15 protein-coding genes are annotated in these 15991 nt (G+C 39.5%); 1 reads left to right on the top strand and 14 read right to left on the bottom strand.

The window, feature by feature from the left end:
• Positions 1-7: 7 nt before the first annotated feature.
• The 4 genes from buk to GPDM_RS06130 all read right to left on the bottom strand — a co-directional run bounded on the left by buk (position 8) and on the right by GPDM_RS06130 (position 5457).
• Positions 8-1090 (bottom strand): butyrate kinase, encoded by a 1083-nt coding sequence (buk, locus tag GPDM_RS06145; RefSeq protein WP_008429998.1) that lies wholly within the window; start codon positions 1088-1090, stop codon positions 8-10.
• A 160-nt stretch (positions 1091-1250) separates the two neighbouring features.
• Positions 1251-2345: a Leu/Phe/Val dehydrogenase gene (locus GPDM_RS06140; protein WP_008429997.1), complete on the bottom strand. Its 1095-nt coding sequence runs from the start codon at positions 2343-2345 to the stop codon at positions 1251-1253.
• A gap of 25 nt (positions 2346-2370) precedes the next feature.
• A complete protein-coding gene (gene yqiS / locus GPDM_RS06135; RefSeq protein WP_008429995.1) occupies positions 2371-3279 on the bottom strand; it encodes a phosphate butyryltransferase in 909 nt (302 codons plus the stop codon).
• A 132-nt stretch (positions 3280-3411) separates the two neighbouring features.
• A complete protein-coding gene (locus tag GPDM_RS06130; protein ID WP_008429993.1) occupies positions 3412-5457 on the bottom strand; it encodes a sigma-54 interaction domain-containing protein in 2046 nt (681 codons plus the stop codon).
• 125 nt (positions 5458-5582) lie between these two features.
• Here GPDM_RS06130 and GPDM_RS06125 point away from each other — a divergent pair, with 125 nt between their 5' ends.
• Positions 5583-5816 (top strand): DUF2627 domain-containing protein, encoded by a 234-nt coding sequence (locus tag GPDM_RS06125; RefSeq protein WP_008499061.1) that lies wholly within the window; start codon positions 5583-5585, stop codon positions 5814-5816.
• 271 nt (positions 5817-6087) lie between these two features.
• Here GPDM_RS06125 and GPDM_RS06120 read toward each other — a convergent pair whose 3' ends face one another.
• The 10 genes from GPDM_RS06120 to xseA all read right to left on the bottom strand — a co-directional run bounded on the left by GPDM_RS06120 (position 6088) and on the right by xseA (position 15945).
• Positions 6088-6822 carry a glycerophosphodiester phosphodiesterase gene (locus GPDM_RS06120; protein WP_039862986.1) on the bottom strand — a complete coding sequence of 245 codons (735 nt, stop codon included), beginning with the start codon at positions 6820-6822 and terminating at the stop codon, positions 6088-6090.
• A 267-nt stretch (positions 6823-7089) separates the two neighbouring features.
• On the bottom strand, positions 7090-7221 hold the full coding sequence (locus tag GPDM_RS16935; RefSeq protein WP_272941508.1) for a hypothetical protein: 132 nt from the start codon (positions 7219-7221) through the stop codon (positions 7090-7092).
• A gap of 249 nt (positions 7222-7470) precedes the next feature.
• The gene (spo0A, locus tag GPDM_RS06115; RefSeq protein WP_008429987.1) at positions 7471-8250 is read right to left on the bottom strand and encodes a sporulation transcription factor Spo0A; all 780 of its coding nucleotides are present in this window, start codon (positions 8248-8250) and stop codon (positions 7471-7473) included.
• Between the two features lie 57 nt (positions 8251-8307).
• A complete protein-coding gene (gene recN, locus GPDM_RS06110; protein WP_008429985.1) occupies positions 8308-10005 on the bottom strand; it encodes a DNA repair protein RecN in 1698 nt (565 codons plus the stop codon).
• Positions 10006-10022: 17 nt separating this feature from the next.
• A complete protein-coding gene (gene ahrC / locus GPDM_RS06105; protein ID WP_008429983.1) occupies positions 10023-10472 on the bottom strand; it encodes a transcriptional regulator AhrC/ArgR in 450 nt (149 codons plus the stop codon).
• A gap of 190 nt (positions 10473-10662) precedes the next feature.
• A complete protein-coding gene (locus GPDM_RS06100; protein WP_008429981.1) occupies positions 10663-11484 on the bottom strand; it encodes a TlyA family RNA methyltransferase in 822 nt (273 codons plus the stop codon).
• Positions 11481-13391, bottom strand: coding sequence for a 1-deoxy-D-xylulose-5-phosphate synthase (gene dxs, locus GPDM_RS06095; RefSeq protein WP_407918604.1), 1911 nt, complete (start codon positions 13389-13391; stop codon positions 11481-11483). The genes GPDM_RS06100 and dxs overlap by 4 nt, the downstream gene beginning before the upstream one ends.
• A gap of 85 nt (positions 13392-13476) precedes the next feature.
• Entirely contained in the window at positions 13477-14358 is an 882-nt protein-coding gene (locus GPDM_RS06090) for a polyprenyl synthetase family protein (protein ID WP_008429977.1), read from the bottom strand.
• Entirely contained in the window at positions 14355-14591 is a 237-nt protein-coding gene (xseB, locus tag GPDM_RS06085; protein WP_008429975.1) for an exodeoxyribonuclease VII small subunit, read from the bottom strand. Before xseB ends, GPDM_RS06090 begins: the two co-directional genes overlap by 4 nt.
• Positions 14584-15945 carry an exodeoxyribonuclease VII large subunit gene (xseA, locus tag GPDM_RS06080; RefSeq protein WP_008429974.1) on the bottom strand — a complete coding sequence of 454 codons (1362 nt, stop codon included), beginning with the start codon at positions 15943-15945 and terminating at the stop codon, positions 14584-14586. Before xseA ends, xseB begins: the two co-directional genes overlap by 8 nt.
• Between the last annotated feature and the right edge of the window lie 46 nt (positions 15946-15991).

Below are 15991 nucleotides of genomic sequence, written 5' to 3'. Positions count from 1 at the left end.
TCATTGTTTAAAATGAATAGGTCTTCACTCGTTCTTCGCCGTTTAATACGCGAACTGCCCCTTCAGCTAAAGCTTGAAGTTCATTTTCGCCAGGCTGAATTTCAATATCGGCAATCCAGCTTATACGCTCGGATATCGCTTCTACAAAGCTATTACCGTGAGCTAATCCACCTGTCAAAATAATGGCATCGACTTTGCCTCTTAATACAGCACTAGCCGCACCAATTTCTTTGGCAATTTGATAAGCCATTGCGTGATAAATTAATGCTGCTTTTTTATCGCCTGCTAAAATTCGTTTTTCTACTTTAACAACATCATTTGTATCAAGATAGGCAACAAGTCCACTATTTCTGACGAGTTTTTTTAAAACTTCTTGACGGCTAAATTGTCCAGAAAAACATAATTCCACCAAATCGCCTGCCGGTACAGTTCCTGCTCGTTCAAGACTAAATGGACCATCGCCGTGTAAACCGTTATTGACATCAATTACCCGGCCACCTTGATGTACACCAACCGTTACCCCTGACCCCATATGAGCAACAATTAAATTGACGTCTTCATATGAACGACCAATTTTTTTGGCATAGTGACGGGCTACTGCTTTTTGATTGAGTGCGTGGAAAATAGATTTTCGTTCAATAGATGAAAATCCTGAAATACGCGCAACAGGATCTAATTCATCTATAACAACCGGATCTACGATAAATGCAGGGATATTCAAAGCATCTGCAATTTCATGTGCAAGAATACCACCTAAGTTAGAAGCATGCTGTCCGGAATACCCTACCTTCAGATCTTCTATCATTTTTTCATTGACCTCGTAAGTTCCACCTTCAATCGGTCGCAATAAACCACCTCTACCGCAAACCGCAGCCAAGTTGGAAATATTCATACCTTCTTCGTCTAAAGACTCCAAAATGGCGTTTTTTCTATACAAACGTTGATCGACAATGCTCGAAAAATCACTTAATTCTTTTGGCGAATGCTGTATGGTTTTTTCCATAATCAAAATATCGTTATCAAAAACTCCAATTTTAGTCGATGTGGAGGCCGGATTAATGACTAAGATACGATTTAATTGTCTTGGCACATTGTCCCCCTCCATTTCGCTTTATTGATCGAATTTGGAACCCGTATTTCGGCTAGATAAAACAAGAAGCCAGGCGTACTTTGCCTGACTTTCTACAGAGGCCATGCCGAGTACGGCTAAAGCGGTGCGGAAAAGATTCCACACACGCGAATTGGTCTTTTTATCTTCTGCTTAAAATATTATGTTCGTTTCTCAAAAATTGAGATCTTGATTTGCGGACGCGTTCAATGCGCTCTTCAGCCATACGGTCTGCTGCGATATAGCTTGGGATGTTATCGCGTTTAGCGATTTCAAAGATTTTTGTAATGCTGTCGTAAATTGTTTCAACGCGTTTCATCGCACGTTCGTTGTTGTATCCGTATAATTCGTCAGCTACGTTAATAACACCGCCTGAGTTGATTACAAAGTCAGGAGCGTAAACAATACCACGAGCTTCTAATTCATCACCGTGACGTTGTTCTTTTAATTGGTTGTTTGCAGATCCTGCAACAACTTTAACTTTCAATTGCGGAATTGTAATGTCGTTAATAATCGCGCCCATTGCACATGGTGCGAAAATGTCCGCTTCTTGTGAATAAATATCGTTTGGTGCAACTGCTGTTGCGCCAAATGCTTTTACTGCACGGTTTACAGCTTCTTCGTTAATATCCGTAACGATTAATTTTGCGCCTTCTTTGTGTAGGTATTCGCAAAGTGGGTAAGCTACGTTACCAACACCTTGAACAGCTACCGTTTTGCCTTCTAGAGAATCGTCGCCAAATGCTTCTAAAGCAGCAGCTTTCATCCCGATATATGCGCCGTAAGCTGTTACTGGAGATGGGTTACCTGATGAGCCGAATGCTGGTGAAATTCCTGTAACGAAATCAGTTTCATCATGGATTAAATCCATATCAGCAACTGTTGTTCCAACATCTTCAGCAGTTATGTAACGACCGTTTAGCCCTTGGATAAAGCGACCGAAGGCACGGAACATTTCTTCGTTTTTGTCTTTTAATGGATCTCCGATAATAACTGTTTTACCGCCACCTAAGTTAAGGCCCGCTGCTGCATTTTTATAAGTCATTCCGCGACCTAAACGAATCGCATCTTCAATTGCTTCTTCTTCTGTTGCATAATTCCACATACGCGTACCGCCAAGTGCTGGCCCTAAAGTTGTATCATGGATGCAAATAATTGCTTTTAGTCCTGAACTTTTATCTTGGCAAAATACTAATTGTTCGTAGTCATGTTCTTCCATCTTTTTGAAAATTTCCATTGTTAATTCCCCCTAATAATAGTTCCTAATTTAATGATGAATAAATGGCCAAAGCCAATGAATACAATTTACTTTCAGCACTGTCAGCACGTGACGACAAAACAATTGGCGCTTTCGCACCCGTCACTATACTGCCCACTTTTGCTTTAGAAAAAAAGACGAGTGATTTATACAAAATATTGCCTGATTCAATAGATGGAACAAGCAGAATGTCGGCTTTACCGGCATTGTTTCCTGCAATTTTTTTGTTTTTAGCCGCATCAACAGATATTGCATTGTCGAGTGCAAATGGCCCATCAACTATACAATTTTTGATTTGGCCGCGCTGATTCATGGTGGTAAGTGCTGCTGCATCAAGTGTTGCTTGCATGTTCGGATTAATAACTTCTACCCCTGCTAAAGGAGCCACAATCGGATTTTCAATACCGATTGAACGAGCAATGTGAACAGCGTTTTCGATAATTTGAACTTTCTGAGCTAAGTCAGGACTGATATTCATTCCTGCATCTGTCACAAAAATGAGTCGATCAAATCCAGCTACTTCAAATGCAGCAACGTGGGACATCACTGAACCTGTCCGCAATCCAAAATCGCGATTTAATACTGCCTTTAAGAGAACAGCGGTTGCGAGTTGCCCCTTCATCAAGATATCGCTTTCTTTCTTGAATACGGAAGTAACAGCTGCTTGAGCAGCAGATTCTTGACTGCTGACATGACAGAGCACAATATCCGGGTGATTGAGCAATTGCGGAAAATTGTTCTTCATCATGTTCGTCACTGCATTTTCATCGTCATATAATCGAAAGTACGCCATTTTCCGTTCTACAGCCATACTAATTGCTTCAAGCACAAACAAGTCAGCTGCCGCCGCAACTGCGACAGTATGATTTGTTCCACTCGGAATATTTTCGATTAACTGCTTTAATGTGGCCAATGTTACTCACCTCATTCTTCTTAATTAAAACAGAACGAAACGCCATATATAAGAGATGAAAGCGTTTTATTTTCGATTCCGGCTATGAAACATTGCAATTTATTGCAAAACCCTGCAAATTGTTGCAAAACATCACATTAAACCGTATTTCTCTAATTTGTAATACAAAGTCCTTAATGAAATCTCTAATTGTTTAGCCGTTTTCGATTTATTGCCCCCTGCTTGCTTTAACGCATGATGCAAAATTCCACGCTCTACTGTATCCAATTGTTCTTGCAAAGGCATCGACGATTGAATGAGCACTTCGTTTTTCGCTTCAGGTACTTTCAACATGTTAAGCGGAATATGTTCTTCTGTTAATATTCGGTCGTTCATCTGCATAAAAATCATCGACTGACTCAAAACGTTTTCGAGTTCACGTACATTGCCCGGCCAATCATAAACACGTAAATATTGAAGCGCTTTGTCTGAGATAGATTCAACATTGCGGCCATATTCTTGATTTAATTTTAATAGGAGGCGCTCTGATATTCTTGGAATATCTTGTTTACGGTTCCGCAAAGGGGGAATTAAAATCGGCATCCGATTTAAACGATAATAAAGATCTTCACGAAACTTCCCTTCAAGCAATGCTTTTTCCATATTGGCATTTGTCGAGGCAATTACCCGAACATTAACAGGGATTGGTTTGCTACCTCCAATACGTAAAGTTTCATGTTCTTGCAATACCCGCAGCAATTTACTTTGTAGCATAGGTGACAATTCACCGATTTCATCTAGAAAAATACTGCCGTTATTTGCTTCTTCAAATAATCCCCGCTTTTCTCCCGTCCTGCTCCCCGGGATCGTTCCTTCTTCGTATCCAAAAAGTTCACTATCTAACAACTCTTCAGAAAGTGCAGCACAGTTTACTCGGACAAACTTATTGTATTTTCGTTCACTAGCACTATGGATAGCATGAGCAAACAATTCTTTACCCGTACCAGACTCACCGCGCAGTAATACGGTAACCAATGTTTGCGCTGCAAGTTTGGCTTGTTGCAATGATAATTGCATCTCAGATGACAATCCGATAATGTCATCAAACGTATATTTGGATTCCAATGTTCGAATAATGCTTCGAGCTCGGTCTAATTCTTTCATTAAAGAGCGAATTTCTGTTGTGTCGTGAATAACGCCAACGCTACCTTTTAATTTGTTGTCAACAATAATCGGGGCAACATTCACGATGACTTCTCGATTTGCTGGTCCTACTTTTAAGTTGACGCCTCGAACCGGTTTCCGAGTTTGCAACGCTTTTAAGTGCATACTTTCGCCCTCAGATATATCAGCAGAAGCTGGATGACCGATAACATCTTTCATCTGCAGTCCGGTAATTCGCGTATAAGCTGGATTAACCAGTAAGCCATTGCCTTTTTCATCAACTACCGATATGGCATCATCACTCGATTGAATAATGGCTTCTAACATCGTCTGAATTTCTTTTAAATCCGTAATTTCTTCTGCTAGTGCAACGACTTCAGTAATATCTTTAAATACCGCAAACGCTCCGATGATTTGTCCATCATCTCCTATCATTGGAAAACGCGAAGTGACTATTCTCGAACCGTTTCTTAACTGCAACTCTTTATTTATTTCAACACGACCGGTTTCATAAGTTCTTGGCAATTCACTTAATGAAATAAATTCATGAATATGTTTGCCGATTGTTTCCTCAACGGTAACTTCTAACATTCTAGCGGCACTTTTGTTCATAAACGTAATATGACTTGTCTTATCTATGCCAATCATGCCTTCTTCAATCGAATTAAAAATGATTTTTTCTCGATGACTTTCTTTGCTAAGACGACTAATAAAATGCTCTTTTTCTTCTAATAGCCTGACCAATACATTCGCAAGACTACCAGGAATAATAACTGTTTTTTCAAGGAAATATTCTTTAAGTTCTTGGTAAAGAAACTCACTTCCTGTTACGTTAAACACGATATCAATGTCTGTCTTGTTAAATTCCCGAAAATCAGTTGCAACGGAAATTCCATGAGATTGTGCAGTTTTTATCGCAGGTGCATCTACTGTTAAATCGACTACACCTTGCACCCGTAAATAATCTGATTCCAAGAGTGTGTTTAATATAGCCGACCCGCCAACTCCGCCACCCACAATCAAGACGTTTTGCATATTATTTCAACCTCTTTTCTGCAGTCATGCAAATAATTGCATCAATATTTTAAGCGTACATCAGGAAGGTTTTCTTGACAACTTTAACCGAATTGGAAACAATAGATACAGAAGGATGTGGAAGTATGGGTCGTCTTGTGGCGTTTATTATTTTGCTGATTCCTGGAATCATGGCGGCGTATGGGATTAAGTTGATGCGCGATACTTTATTCAATAAATTATTAGAGCCTTATCCGGCTCTTTGGCTTCAATTTACGCTTGGTACTATTTTTGTCGTTCTCGGTATCGGATTTTTTGCAGGTTTCCTGTTAAACCGCGATCGAAAAAAAGGCAATGTATCAAAAAGATTCCAGAAATAAAAAGAAATACTGAAGAAAAGCCGCCTAATTTAGGCGGCTTTTTCCATTTACTGGCGATACTGTCGGGATTGCGTGAAATACTGTCCGAATTGGATAAAATACAGTCGAAAACGTGTCCAATACTGTCCAAAATCAAGAAATACTGTTCAATCCGAAATTTGATGATAGTTAGCAAGAGAATTTTTTATCGATACATATTCAATTTACGCTTTTACTTATTCAGCAGGACTACTAAGCAAGGAGACATCTCCCTTCTAAAGTTAAAATGGCATCACCCAATAAAGGGTGATGCCATTTTTCTTTTAACGCGATCTGGGTAATCAGTAATAATACCGATCATTTGAGGCTCTAAGAGACGCGTGAGCGACTCTGAACCAAGAATCCCGTATAAGCGTACTTTCTTGTTTAGTTTCAATATGTCCGTCCACATAGGCTTGCCTAACAGCCGTTTATGAAGGTGAATGCTGTCCACCCAGTCCATTTCCTTCGAATAAGCAAGTTGCTTATTTTTCTTAACAATCCACGCCATTTCAGTAGATGGCATTAATTGCTTCATCTCTTGAAGCAATTGTGAATTAAATGAAGATAAATGGATGTCTTCCATTCCTTCTAACATAGCAGCAAGAACTTGAGGTCCTTTTGGATTTTTCGCAAAAGATCCTTTCAGCTCTACATTTAGGGGGATTTTCTTTTTCTTCGCCCATTGAAATACTTCATAAGCTAACGGAATTTGATGCTGCTGAAATTTCCGCATCCATCTTCTACCGACACGCAACTCTTTTATATCTTCATAATCAAGCGTATCAATGTCTTCATTAATACCAGTTAAACGCCTTAAGTTATCATCATGGTATACGACCACGACACCGTCTTTAGTAATTTGTACATCAAGTTCGATACCCACACCTAATTCACATGCTTTGATAAAAGCATCCCATGTGTTTTCTAGTGCATATCCTGAAGCGCCTCGGTGTGCATACACTTTGACTTCAGACAATAAAATCATCCTCTTCCGTTTCTGAAATCTACTGAACCTGCAAAACGACTACTCTTTTTGTTTTACTGACCCTTTTTCTTCAGTTTCACTACCATGTTATCATCTCTTATCTAAAACTAAAAGCAATGCCGGTTGTTGATGGCGTTTTTGGTTTTGATTTTAAAAAAACCTTATGTAGAAGACTACATGGTAAGCTTTTAACAGCTTTGTCCAAAAAAAATCCAATGAGCGATTTGCTCATCGGCTTAGTAATCTATAAGTTGATCTTACCGTTTATTACATGGACATCATTGTGGAAAATGCGATAAGAAGGCTGACACAATAAACACCATAAAAATAAAGACGGTCAACGACAGTTCCTTCGTCATTGCCTAAAAAGTAGTCATCAATTTGCCTAATTAATTGCAATTGCGATCGCCTCTTTTCATTTCACTGGATTCGTCGTTTCTCACACCATTGCAGTTCTCTATTATCTCGTTGTGATAACTCTGTCTTATCCTTTTCCTTCTTTTCACCTTTTTCAAACCATAACTTTAATTTAAAATATCATTAAATTTCTGAAAAGTAAATTATTTTCAAAAAAGTTTTTATTCCCTATAAAAAATCCCTTGAACTTTCTCATCGTTTTTTAACGATAAGGAGGTTCAAGGGCTTTTATCAATGTGATTTTTCTCGTTTTTCTTGATTTTCTACTTGCAAACTGTCTGCCACCATGGCAATAAATTCCGAATTGGTTGGCTTGGATTCTAAATGCGCTACGCTATAGCCAAAGATTTCGGAAATATGATCCACGGTTTCATGTCGCGTCCAAGCTTGCTCAATAGCATGGCGAATAGATCGTTCAACTCTTGACGGGGTTGTATCAAATTTAGTCGCAATGCCAGGGTATAGTTCTTTTGTAATCTTGTTTAAAAATCCGGGTTGTTCTAATACCAATGAGACTGCTTCTTTTAAATAACTATAGCCTTTTAAATGAGGAGGTATGCCGATATCTTTAACCATATTCGTAATAATATCTTCTCTCGTCGGTTTAACCTCAGGTTCATCTGGTGTGTTGCTACGCTTATTCATAATGTGATTGATCTGCACTACTAAACGATCGGTCTCAAATGGTTTCATAATAAAGTAAGAAGCTCCGTAATCGGCAGCCTGACTCATAATTGATTCTTGCCCAAATGCCGACAGCATTATAACGTCAATTCCTTGTAACTTATCATTTTCCTTTATCGCATCTAATACGGCGATACCGTCAAGATAGGGCATAATGATGTCTAACAATAAAATGTCGATTTCTTCACTTTTCAACATTTCTATGCAAGTTTTTCCGTTATAGGCAACATTTACAACTTCCATATTCGGTTGTAAATTTAAATAATCTTTCATCAGCCCGACCAATTCGCGATTATCATCTGCAATTGCGATTTTTATTTTTTCCATTGGACTCTCTCTCCTTGGTGACTGACTCTAGTAGGTGTTTAGACTATCTTTACGATTTTACTTCATCAATAGTTTACGATCTGCAGCTAAAGAAAGTAATTCTTTAGCGTGTTGTAAAGTCAAGTCAGTAATTTCGGCACCTGATAGCATGCGACTCATTTCCTCTGTACGTTCGCTACCGTCAAGTTCGGTTACAGCCGTAGTAGTTCGTTGCTTGTCTACTCTCTTTTCTATAAACAAGTGCTGATCAGCCATCGCAGCGACTTGTGGTAAATGAGAAATACACAATACTTGAGAATCAACTGAAATAGCTGCAATTTTTTCTGCAATGGCTTGTGCCACACGTCCGCTCACACCAGTATCCACTTCATCGAAAATAATTGACGTAATTCCTTGATGTTTTGAAAATATTGTTTTCAATGCCAACATCATACGTGATAATTCTCCACCTGACGCCACTTTAGTTAACGGTTTTAACGGTTCACCAAGGTTTGTGGAAATATAAAACGTAATTGCATCATGTCCATTTCGATCAAATCTGGCGTTCGGCAAAATATCAAAATTTACTTCAAACGAAGCTTTCGCCATATGAAGTTCTTTTAACTGCTCCATAATCGCTTTTCCTAAGCTTTTTGCAGCTTTTTTTCTCAAAATGGTTAGTTCTTCCGCTTCAACACGCAAGTCTTCTGTCAGTTCTTTTAATTTTTCCTGATCTAACTGTAAACGCTGATCACGGTTGACTAATTTATCCAGCTCATCTGCCTGCTTTTCATGATACAGCAAAATATCTTCAACGGAAGTGCCATATTTTCTTTTCAGCGATTGAATAACAGCTAAGCGTTGTTCAATTTCGTTTAATCGGCTAGGATCAAATTCCATATCATCTAGAATACGTTTTATTTCACTGCCAGTGTCTTGTATCAAATAAAAAGCACTAGACAAGGTTTCGGAGGACCCTGTGAAGGTCTCATCAACCGCGGCTGCATGTTCAAGTTCAGACATAGCAGAACCAACCCAGTCCAAACCTTTACTTTCACCTTGAATGGCTTCGTGGGCAGCTGAGATTGATTCGTAAATTTTGTTGAAATTTTGCATTTTTTTACGTTCTAGTACGAGTTCTTCTTCTTCACCAATTACTAATTCAGCTGCTTCAATTTCTTGCAGTTGAAATGTTAACAAATCGATTCGTTGAGCAATTTGCTGCTCATTTTCTGTATAGGAAGAAAACTCGCGCTTTAATTTCGTATATTTATCAAATGTATGGCTATAACTTTCTTTGGACTTCGCTAAAGATTTGCCTGCAAATTGATCCAATAAGTATAAATGTTGTTTTTCATCCATCAACTCTTGGGTTTCATGTTGGCCATGAATATCAATTAACGAAGCTCCAACTTCACGCAAAATCGATATCGTTACTAGTTTACCATTAATTCGACAGACATTTTTGCCTTTATCGTTTAATTCTCTACGCAACAAAATATCGCCATCACTTTTTGTGATGCCGAATTCATCGAGTTTGCGAAATACGGGATGCTGTTCATCTTCTAAGGAGAATAGTCCTTCGATTTCAGCTTTTTTTGCCCCATGTCGAATAAACTCTTGGCTTCCCCGCCCACCTGCTAACAGGTGAACGGCATCGATGATAATGGATTTACCCGCACCGGTTTCACCTGTTAATACCGTTAATCCTTCTGCAAAGCTAACGGTCAAGGCATCAATAATGGCAAAATTGCGTATATCTAATTCCCGAAGCATATACCGTTCACCTCTTCTTAAAGCATTTCAATTAAACGTTGTTTTAAAACTTCGCGATGTTCGGTATCTCTGCATATGATTAAGCATGTATCATCACCACAAATTGTCCCAAGAATTTCTTCCCAGTCCAAATGGTCAATTAATGAACCAATCGCATGTGCATTACCAGGCAATGTTTTCATCACTAAAAAATGACTGGCTCCATCAATGCTTACAAAAGCATCTGTTAGCGCACGATGTAATTTTTGCATTGGATTAAAACGTTGATCCGCTGGCAAACTGTATTTATAACGGCCATCTTGTAATGGCACTTTCACTAAGTGTAATTCTTTGATGTCTCGTGACACTGTAGCTTGTGTAACTTCATAGCCAGCTGATTTTAATAATTCGACTAACTCGTCTTGTGTTTCGATTTCACGATTTGAGATTAAATCACGTATTTTTATATGGCGCTGTCCTTTGTTCATGGTGCTCCCCCTTGAATGAATAATTATTCTATATACTTTATATCCTACAGCTTTTTCATGCATAAAACAAGAAAAGCTTCCATCTATACGGAACAAACCACATTTAGAGGATGAGCAGGTTCCACATTTTTACGTTAGTTTTGTATTCCCGGTTTGAGATTAAAAAAAACACACTCCTTCCGGAATGTGTTTACAAGATTTCATGTGCTTGTTTAACTGTTTCATCAATCAATAACTCTGAGATGGAATCAATCTCATGACCTTCCATACTCGATTGAAGATGAAATAAAAATTCGATATTGCCTTCTCCACCTGTGATAGGTGAAAACGACATGTTTTTCACATGAAATCCCGATTCCACTGCGAATTTACCAACTTTAATCAAGACATCTCGGTGTATTTTCGGATCACGTATAATTCCTTTTTTCCCAACATTCTCTCTCCCCGCTTCAAACTGCGGTTTTACGAGTGCAATAACATCACCACCCGGGACAAGAACTTGTTTTAACACTGGAAAAATAATTCGCAATGAAATAAAGGAAACATCAATTGATGCAAATTCAGGCAATCCTTGAACAAAATCTTCTGGTTTTGAATGCCGGAAATTGACACGTTCCATCACAGTTACGCGTTCATCTTGTCTGATTTTCCACGCTAATTGATTGTAACCAACGTCTAACGCGTAGCAATGCTTTGCCCCATTTTGAAGAGCACAATCTGTAAAGCCGCCAGTAGAAGAGCCAATATCAAGCATCAATTTGTCTGCGACCGACAAATCAAATTTCTCTAAAGCTTTTTCTAACTTTAGGCCTCCACGACTCACGTACTTTAAATCATTGCCTTTCATTTGCAAAGCTGCATCTTCTAGAATCTTTTCACCCGGTTTATTCATGCGTTCCGAACCCGAATAAATGATTCCAGCCATAATTGCTCGTTTTGCTTTTTCACGTGTTTCACAGATGCCTCGCTCAACTAGCAAGACATCTACACGCTCTTTTTTAGGTTTGTTCATAGAATCGTTGTACCTGCCTGCTTTTTGGATTGTGCGCGTTCTTTGATGACACGCACCACTTCATCACTGTTTAAATGAATTTCATCCATTAATTCAGCGACATCTCCATGTTCGATAAAGTGATCTGGAATTCCGAGACGATCGATAACCGAGCCGCGATATTGTTGCTCTTGAGCAAACTCAAGAACTGCACTACCGAATCCTCCTTGAAGAACTGCTTCTTCAATAGTTACGATTGGAATATTACGCTTGAATATACTATGCAACATTTCTTCATCCATCGGTTTAATAAATCGTGCATTGACGACTTCTACTGAAATGCCTTGTTCTGCCAATTGTTCGGCAGCTTTTATCGCCATTGGAATGGTTGTCCCAAATGTTAGAACCACTGCATCTGTACCTTCTTGGAGCACTTCCCATGAACCGATTGGTAAAGCTTGTAGCTCTTCGTCCATCGCTACACCCAATCCGTTTCCTCGTGGGTAACGAAGTGCAATTGGACCGCCATTGTAATCAATCGCCGTTTTAACCATATGTTGGCCTTCGTTTTCGTCTTTAGGCATCATAATGACCATGTTGGGTAAATGACGCAAGAACGCAATATCAAACACACCTTGATGTGTTTCGCCATCTGCTCCTACAAGACCTGAACGATCAATACCGATAAAAACATTTAAATTTTGACGGCAAATATCATGGACTACTTGATCATATGCACGTTGTAAAAATGTCGAATAAATTGCTAGGAATGGTTTCATGTCTTGTGTTGCAAGTCCCGCAGCCATTGTAGTTGCGTGTTGCTCGGCAATTCCAACATCGTACATGCGCTCTGGAAATTCAGAAGCAAATCCTTCTAATTTTGAACCAACTGGCATTGCCGGTGTAATCGCTACAATGCGTTCGTCAGTACGTGCTAGTTTACGGACTGTTTCTGCTACCAATCCGCTCCAAGAAGGTGCTTTTGACGATGATTTTACTAAATCACCAGTTTCCATTTTATAAGGACCTGTCCCATGCCACGTTCCAATTGTATCTTGTTCTGCAGGTAAAAAGCCTTTACCTTTTTTCGTAATAACATGTAGCAAAACAGGACCTTTTGTTTTCTTCGCATAACGTAAGTTGTCTTCTAGTTCTTCCAAATCATGTCCGTCGATTGGCCCTAAGTACGTAAAGCCCATTTCTTCAAAAAACATGCCTGAAACGACCAAATACTTTAACGAATCTTTTACACGCTCAGCAGTAGAGGCTAAACGATCGCCAACGGCAGGAACTTTTTTCAATAGATACTCTAAATCGTCTTTTACTTTATTGTATTTTCCAGCTGTCCGCATACGACCAAGCATGCTGTGCATTGCACCAACATTTGGAGCAATTGACATTTCGTTGTCGTTTAGAATAACGGTCATATCCGTTTTCGTATGGCCAATATGGTTTAACGCCTCAAAAGCCATACCGCCCGTTAATGCGCCGTCTCCAATGATTGGAATGACGTAATTGCTATCTTTTTTAATATCACGTGCTGCCGCCATCCCCATTGCTGCGGATAATGATGTTGAACTATGTCCAGTTTCCCAAACATCGTGATCGCTTTCATTGCGCTTCGGAAAACCGCAAAGACCTTTAAATTGACGCAAAGTGTCAAATTGGCTAGCTCTTCCCGTAAGAATTTTATGGACGTATGATTGGTGTCCTACATCCCAAATAAATTTGTCTGACGGGCTATCGAATACTTTGTGTAAAGCCACCGTCAATTCTACTACGCCGAGATTCGGACCAATATGTCCACCTGTTCTTGATAAATTCTCTATTAAAAACCGTCTTATATCTTCACTTAATACTTCTAGCTGTTTTGTGTTCAGCTCTTTTAAGAAAGATGGACTAGTAATCGAATGTAGATCCAATGCCATCACGCACCTTTTTTAAATTTTCCTTCAGACTGTCTGTACATATTATATCAATACTGAGCAATTGTACAAATCAGAGCCTTAAAAATCAGTTTTTTCTTTGCACAATTAATTGTGTGAGCTCCAATAGCAATGTTTTTTCGCCGTTTAATTTATTTAGAGCATTTATAGCTTCAGAAGCGTGGTAGTCTAATTTTTCTTTTGCTTTTGGCAACGTTAACAAACTTGGATATGTGCTTTTTTCACTTGATTCATCTTTGCCAGCCGTTTTCCCAAGTTCCTGAGAAGTTCCTGTCACATCCAAAATATCGTCTTGAATTTGGAAAGCTAACCCTAAATGCTGACCAAATTGACTAAGCGCGATAATTTCATCATTTGTTGCTTGTGCTAAAATGCCACCAGCCAGTATGCTGAAAGTTAACAAAGCACCGGTTTTTAAGCGATGAACTTGCTCTAACTCTTCAAGCTGTAATTGCTTTTCTTCGCCTTCAATGTCCAATACTTGGCCACCGACCATGCCTTCAGCACCGGCAGAAACACTCATTAAATCGATTAAACGCACTTTGTCATCACTCGATACATGCTCAAGACGAGCCACCACACCAAAGCTATAAGTTAATAAGGCATCTCCTGCAAGAATCGCAACTGCTTCGCCAAACACTTTATGGTTTGTCGGCATGCCGCGACGTAAGTCGTCATCATCCATACTTGGCAAGTCATCGTGGATCAATGAGTACGTGTGAATCATTTCAATGGCAGCTGCTACTTTTAATGCATCCGGATGCTCTTTCCCAGTCATTTCATGTAGAACAGCTAATAGCAAAATTGGGCGAATTCGTTTTCCGCCTGCTTGCAATGAATAATGCATCGATTCTTTTAGTGAATCTGGAATGGATAAAGAAAGAATTAATTGTGCCATTTCCTGTTGGATAAGCGGTTCGTAATGAGAACGGAATTGGGTTAAATTCATTTTGCATTCCCGTCCATTTCTATGTTAGCTGGCACTTCTTTGCCATCTTTCATCATCGTCACTAATTGACTTTCTGCATTTTGTAATTTATCGTGGCAAACTTTCGAAAGTTCCATTCCTTTTTGATAAAGCGTCAATGCCTGTTCGAGTGGCACATCCCCTTGTTCGAGTTGACGAACAATTTCTTCAAGTTGTTCCATTGCATCATTGAACATAATTTTCTTCTCAGTCATCGTTTCCGTCTCCTTTAGGTGCTGGATTTATCTCATTGACCGTTGCTTGAATGGTTCCGTCTTGCATAGCAAGCGTTAATTTGTCGCCTGCTGTAACTTGTTCAACACTTTTAACAACAGCTCCTTCTATATAAGGAATAGAATACCCCCGGTCCATAATTTTTAACGGACTGAGTGCATCTAATGTTCGAATCGCCGAACTTAATTGTCTTGAATGATTTTTCAGCAATTGCTTTATTTGATAATCAAGTCTTCTCGCTAGTTCTGTGACATCCGTTTCAGATTGACGAATTTGCTGCAACGGCATACGCGATTTCAAGCGCTGATCAAGCGTTCGGTAATATTCTTTCGAACGGTTTAAATGTTGCAAAGATTCTCTTTGCAACGAATCAGTAGCACGCTCGACTCGTTCAATAAAGGGCCGATACAGCCGTTCCGGGTAAGCCAGCGGATAAGACGATGTTAATCGGTGCAACGCCTGTTTTTGCTGACTCACGGCGCTAGAAACATTGCGGTACATTTGACTTCGGTAACTTGAAATCCGCTCTAGCAGCTCTGCTTGACTGGGTACTGCAAGTTCCGCGGCAGCAGTCGGCGTAGGCGCTCGCAAATCAGATACAAAGTCAGCAATTGTGGTATCGGTTTCATGACCAATGGCCGAAATAATGGGGATTTCAGAAGAAAAGATCGCACGTGCTACCGCTTCTTCGTTAAATGCCCATAAATCTTCAATAGAGCCACCACCGCGCCCCACAATCAATACATCAAAATCATCTTTGTTGGCAGCTTGAATCGACTGAACAATCGATTGCACGGCACCACTTCCTTGCACAAGTGCCGGGTACAATACAACATTGGCCAATGGATAGCGACGATGAAGTGTGATGATAATGTCGCGTACTGCTGCTCCTGTTTGAGCAGTCACTACCGCAATTCGTTTTGGAAAACGTGGCAAGCGCTTTTTATGAGAAGCGTCAAATACACCTTCTTTAGCTAATTTTTCTTTTAATTGCTCAAACGCTAAATAATAATCTCCAATACCATCGACTTGCATAGACTGCGCATACAATTGATATTGACCAGATGCTTCATAAACCGTTACATCTCCACGAATGAGCACCGTCATGCCACTTTCAGGCTTAAACTTTACGGATTTTGCGCTTGCTGAAAACATAACACCAGGTAAACGTGCTGAATTGTCTTTTAAGGTGAAATAAATATGTCCACTGGTGTGAATTTTAACATTGGATAGCTCGCCTTTCACATATACATCGCGAAGATGGGGATCGGCATCAAATTTCTTTTTTATGTATTTAGTTAATGCTTTTACACTTAAGTACGGGTCGGCCGACACATTTTCAACCCCTATCTGTGAATTTAAAAAGCTGTTTTTCGGAAGA

This window comes from Planococcus donghaensis MPA1U2 (assembly GCF_000189395.1).
Lineage (GTDB): Bacteria > Bacillota > Bacilli > Bacillales_A > Planococcaceae > Planococcus > Planococcus donghaensis_B.
This window is presented reverse-complemented; position numbering and strand designations above follow the sequence as displayed.

Excerpts from the sequence above, each read along its gene's own strand:
- GPDM_RS06120 (WP_039862986.1), bottom strand. The coding sequence starts at position 6,822 with ATGATTTTATTGTCTGAAGTCAAAGTGTATGCACACCGAGGCGCTTCA.
- ahrC (WP_008429983.1), bottom strand. The coding sequence starts at position 10,472 with ATGAACAAAGGACAGCGCCATATAAAAATACGTGATTTAATCTCAAAT.
- spo0A (WP_008429987.1), bottom strand. The coding sequence starts at position 8,250 with ATGGAAAAAATAAAAATCGCAATTGCAGATGATAATCGCGAATTGGTC.
- GPDM_RS06100 (WP_008429981.1), bottom strand. The coding sequence starts at position 11,484 with ATGAACAAACCTAAAAAAGAGCGTGTAGATGTCTTGCTAGTTGAGCGA.
- xseB (WP_008429975.1), bottom strand. The coding sequence starts at position 14,591 with ATGACTGAGAAGAAAATTATGTTCAATGATGCAATGGAACAACTTGAA.
- dxs (WP_407918604.1), bottom strand. The coding sequence starts at position 13,391 with ATGGCATTGGATCTACATTCGATTACTAGTCCATCTTTCTTAAAAGAG.
- GPDM_RS06125 (WP_008499061.1), top strand. The coding sequence starts at position 5,583 with ATGGGTCGTCTTGTGGCGTTTATTATTTTGCTGATTCCTGGAATCATG.
- recN (WP_008429985.1), bottom strand. The coding sequence starts at position 10,005 with ATGCTTCGGGAATTAGATATACGCAATTTTGCCATTATTGATGCCTTG.
- GPDM_RS06130 (WP_008429993.1), bottom strand. The coding sequence starts at position 5,457 with ATGCAAAACGTCTTGATTGTGGGTGGCGGAGTTGGCGGGTCGGCTATA.
- GPDM_RS06090 (WP_008429977.1), bottom strand. The coding sequence starts at position 14,358 with ATGAATTTAACCCAATTCCGTTCTCATTACGAACCGCTTATCCAACAG.
- GPDM_RS06140 (WP_008429997.1), bottom strand. The coding sequence starts at position 2,345 with ATGGAAATTTTCAAAAAGATGGAAGAACATGACTACGAACAATTAGTA.